Origin of the sequence: Intestinibacter sp., from assembly GCF_022780145.1 — a bacterium.
Taxonomy (GTDB): Bacteria; Bacillota; Clostridia; order Peptostreptococcales; family Peptostreptococcaceae; genus Intestinibacter.
Window position 1 is genome coordinate 1 of the sequence record NZ_JALEXO010000181.1, and the last position, 4,656, is coordinate 4,656.

General features: G+C 29.4%; 4 protein-coding genes and 1 other annotated feature. All 4 genes read right to left on the reverse strand.

From position 1 onward, the window contains the following. Positions 1–161: 161 nt before the first annotated feature. Positions 162–404 (reverse strand) — a binding site (T-box leader). Between the two features lie 93 nt (positions 405–497). Next, a complete protein-coding gene (locus MR593_RS07230; protein WP_290691383.1) occupies positions 498–1,595 on the reverse strand; it encodes a Nif3-like dinuclear metal center hexameric protein in 1,098 nt (365 codons plus the stop codon). A gap of 12 nt (positions 1,596–1,607) precedes the next feature. Continuing rightward, entirely contained in the window at positions 1,608–2,342 is a 735-nt protein-coding gene (locus MR593_RS07235) for a tRNA (adenine(22)-N(1))-methyltransferase (RefSeq protein ID WP_290691386.1), read from the reverse strand. Positions 2,343–2,380: 38 nt separating this feature from the next. After that, positions 2,381–3,538, reverse strand: coding sequence for an RNA polymerase sigma factor RpoD (gene rpoD / locus MR593_RS07240; protein WP_290691389.1), 1,158 nt, complete (start codon positions 3,536–3,538; stop codon positions 2,381–2,383). Between the two features lie 17 nt (positions 3,539–3,555). Beyond that, positions 3,556–4,656, reverse strand: a 1,101-nt coding sequence (locus MR593_RS07245; RefSeq protein WP_290691391.1) for a toprim domain-containing protein, incomplete at its 5' end; no start/stop codon positions are given.

Consider the following 4,656-nt stretch of genomic DNA (forward strand, 5'->3'; position numbering starts at 1 on the left):
TCTGTTTTTGTAATATTCTTTCTTTTCAAATCCTTTAAATGGAGTTCATAACATCTTTTACACCTCCCTCCTCTTATATTTTAATACTCGGTATAAATTTTTAAATACATTTTGAAAGTTCGTATAAAACTTTTTTTTAAATAAAAAACTCCGTCCTATTTGTATAGGACGGAGTTTATCCGCGTTGCCACCTAGATTGTATATATAAATATATACCTCTCATTAAAGTACTAACATACTCTTTCGCTATAACGTGCGATCACGGTAAAGTCTACTCTCAAAATATGATTTCAATTTACTCCTCAGAGGCCCATTCATTAAATTCCTTCTTGTCAAGCTTCCACCGTCCTCGACTCTCTATATTGAACCTAAACTTAATTACTCTCCCTCATCAAAGGATTTAAGTTATCTTATATTTATATAATATTCTCTTTACTAATTTTTGTCAACTAATTTTTTTATTTTTTTATTTAATTTTTTTAATTGTCTAAATTTTTCTAAATTATCTTAAATGGATTTAAGTATACTTCGCTCTTTATAGTTTCAAATTCTTCAAAGCTGTCTATAAATCTCTTCATGACATCTTTGAATATATCCTCTGTATCAAAATGACCGCAATCTATCACATTCATTCCCATATCTAGTGCATCTTGTGCTTCATGGTATTTCATATCTCCTGTTATTAAAACGTCTGCACCTTTTGCTTTAGATAATTTGACTAAATCAGATCCAGCGCCTGTACAAAGAGCTACTCTATTTATTTTGCTGTCCAAGTTTCCTACTAATCTTATTTTATCCATATTTAAAGTAGATTTAATTTTATTTGCTAACTCTTCTAAAGTCATTTCCTTATCTAGAGTACTTATTCTTCCCAAGCCTTCCTTTTGTCCTTGATTTTGTAATTCATATACATCGTAAGCCACCTCTTCATATGGATGTGCTTTTATTACCTCTTGTACAACTTTGTTTAATATACTCTCTTGTACAACTGTCTCTATTTTGACTTCATCGGCCTTTTCTATGTAACCAATTTCTCCTATAAACGGATTTGTACCTTCTTCTGCTTTGAATGTGCCTTTTCCTTTTGTGTTAAACGTACAATGGCTGTAATTTCCTATATAGCCGGCATTATTTGCTCCTAAAACCTCTCTTATCTTGTCTTCATAACCAACCGGAACGTATACGGCTAATTTATATAATTTTTCGCTGTGAGTCTCTTCTAAAATCTCGCAGTTTTTAAATCCCATAATTTCCATGAAATAGTCGTTTAAGCCATCCTTTGCTATATCGAAGTTTGTATGCATAGAATAAAGACTTATGTCATTTTTTATCAATTTTAAAATAAGTCTTCCCTTTAAATCGCCTGAATTAACTCTACTTATTTTTGAAAATATAAAAGGGTGATGAGTTATTACTAAGTCTACCTTATTTTTTATGGCTTCATCTACTACCGCTTCATTTGCCTCTAGTGTAACTAGTATTTTTTTTATTTCTTTTTCGTAATCTCCTACTAATAATCCGACGTTGTCCCACGAATAAGCCAAATTAGTAGGGTATTTGCTCTCTATCTTTTGTATTAAATTACAAAGCTTCATATAAAACGCCCCCTATTTGATTAATAATCTATTTAAATCTTCAATTTTTTTACTTACAATAGATTTTCTCTCTTCTATTGCCGCCCCTTCTTTTCCTTCTAGTTTATTTAATATGTTTTTATTTATTCTTATTTTATTTTCTATGAAATCTTTAATTAGAGGATCATTTTTTTCTATTAATTTTTTACCGACTTCATAGTAAATAGAATCTATATCAGCTGGTGCTAAATTTTGATATCTACAGACTATTATTTCGTACAATCTATGCTCTTCTCTAACTAAATATTCGTCTATTATTTCATATCCATTTTGGTATAAAAACCTTCTAAGCTCCTCTGGACTTTGCATAGGTTGAAGTATTAATTTTTCTGCGCTATGAGCGACGGGCTCATTTGCCTTTAATATATCGTTTATTAAAACGCCTCCCATACCAGCTATTATAATTTGATCTACTTCATTTGGCTTTAACACTTCTATACCTGAACCTAATCTCAAATCTACTTTATCTAATAAATTATTTCTAACTACTTCTTTTTTAGCATTTTCTAGAGGTCCTTTATTTATGTCGCCTAAAATAGCGTAATTTATTATATTTTTATTTAAAAGATACACCGGTATATAACCGTGGTCAGTTCCTATATCTGCTATTTTTTTATCCTTGTCTACTAATGATGCAATCTTTAACAGTCTATCTGTAAGCTTCAAATATTTCATCCTTTCTATTATAAAATATGTATTTTTATTCATTTAAAAATTCGCCTTTTCGGGCGAATTTTTTATTTCAATTAATCTAGATAATCTCTTAACTTTTTAGAACGACTTGGATGTCTAAGCTTTCTCAATGCTTTCGCTTCTATTTGTCTTATTCTCTCTCTAGTTACGTCGAATTCTTTACCTACTTCTTCTAGAGTTCTAGCTCTACCGTCTTCTAATCCAAATCTTAATTTTAATACCTTTTGTTCTCTTTCATTTAAAGATCCTAATACCTCTTCTATTTGATCCTTAAGTAGAGAATAAGCTGCTGCTTCTGCTGGAGCTAAAGCATCCTCATCTGGTATAAAATCTCCTAAGTGGCTATCCTCTTCTTCACCGATTGGAGTTTCTAGAGAAACTGGGTCCTGTGCTATTTTCATTATTTCTCTTACTTTTTCTACAGACATATCCATTTCCTTTGCAATCTCTTCTGGTTTTGGATCACGTCCTAGCTCTTGAAGTAATTGTCTAGATACTCTTATTAATTTATTTATAGTCTCAACCATATGAACAGGTATTCTTATAGTTCTAGCTTGGTCTGCTATAGCACGAGTTATAGCCTGTCTTATCCACCAAGTAGCGTAAGTACTGAATTTAAATCCTCTTTCGTAGTCGAATTTTTCAACTGCCTTGATAAGTCCAAGATTCCCCTCTTGAATTAAATCCAAAAATAGCATTCCTCTACCGACATATCTCTTAGCTATACTTACAACTAATCTTAAGTTAGCCTCTACTAATCTCTGTTTAGCTACTTCGTCTCCTTCTAGCATTCTCTTTGCGTATTCTATCTCTTCATGTGGTTTAAGTAGAGGTATTTTACCTATTTCTTTAAGATACATTCTAACTGGGTCATCTATACTTATACCTTTAGGAAGAGATAAATCTATTTTTTCCATATCGACATTGTCTTCTTTTTTAAGGTTGTCATCAGATACTGAATCAAAATGATCGTCAGCCATTAAATCTGTATCATCATCAGAAAAGTCCACATCTGCCTTTTGTGATTTATCTTCAATTATTTCAATTCCTAGATTTCCAAGTGTTTCGTAAAGATTTTCTACTTGATCTTTATCTAATTCAGTTTCTGAAAAAGCTTCCATTATCTCTGATAATGTCAAAGAACCTTGCTTTTTACCTTTATCTATAAGTGCCTTTGCCGTTAATTTTTTGTTTTCTTTTTTAGTTGCCATATTTTATCTCCTCCTTTCTATAAATCTTTTTTTATTTTTTCTCTTTTTAAAATTTCTAAACTTAAACTCATAATTTTATCATCTACCTCTTTCGTATTGTCATTGTTTTTTTTCAATAACTCAAGCTTATTTGACAATTGTTTTATTTCATCAGACATCGATTTTATCTCGTCATCTATTATATTTTTTCTAATTTGATTTATTATTTTTTTGGTACCTTCTAGAGTGTAAGTATTAATTTCTTCTATTGGAATATTTTGGATAGTTTTAACATATTCTTCAGATATGTTTAAACTTTTAATTTTGTCAATAGTTATTTTGTCCAATTCTTTATTTTTAATTATGTAATTAAAAATTTCCTTCGTATCTCCAAATAAAAATTCTTTTATTTCAACATCCATTAATACTGCGTTTCTTAATTCTTTATTCTCCATCAATAATTTTATAAATTTAGCTTCTACCTTTAAATATCCATTTTGGATTTTAGACATTTGTTCTATCTTCCTATTATTAATATTATTTTTATTATTATTATAATTTCTCTTTGACTTAATTCCCACACTAGCCCTTATAGATTCTATACTTATATTTGTTAAATCACTTAAATATTTAGCGTATAAATCTTTTTCTATAGGACTTTTGAGCTTTCTAAGTAGTAAAGTCGCTTCTTCGACAAAACTCATCTTCTGAGTGTCATTTTCTAAATTATATTTATTTTTAAGTATATCTATTTTAAATTTAATATAATAGTCGGATTCATCTATTGCCTTTTTATAGCCCTCAAATCCATATTTTTTTATAAAATCATCTGGATCTTTACAATCTTTTAAATTTAGTATTTTTACCTTAATATCAGCCTGAAGTAAAATATCAATGGCTCTTAAAGTAGCATTTTGCCCTGCTTGATCTGAATCATAAGATATAATAACATTTTTTGCAAATCTCCTAATTAGCTTTGCTTGACCTATTGTAAGCGCTGTTCCCAAAGTAGCTACTACATTTTCTATATTATTTTGATAAAGTGAAATTAAATCCATATATCCTTCGACTAAAATCAAAGTATCGTCTTTTATACTTTTTTTAGAAATATTTAGTCCATATAAATTTAATCTCTTATT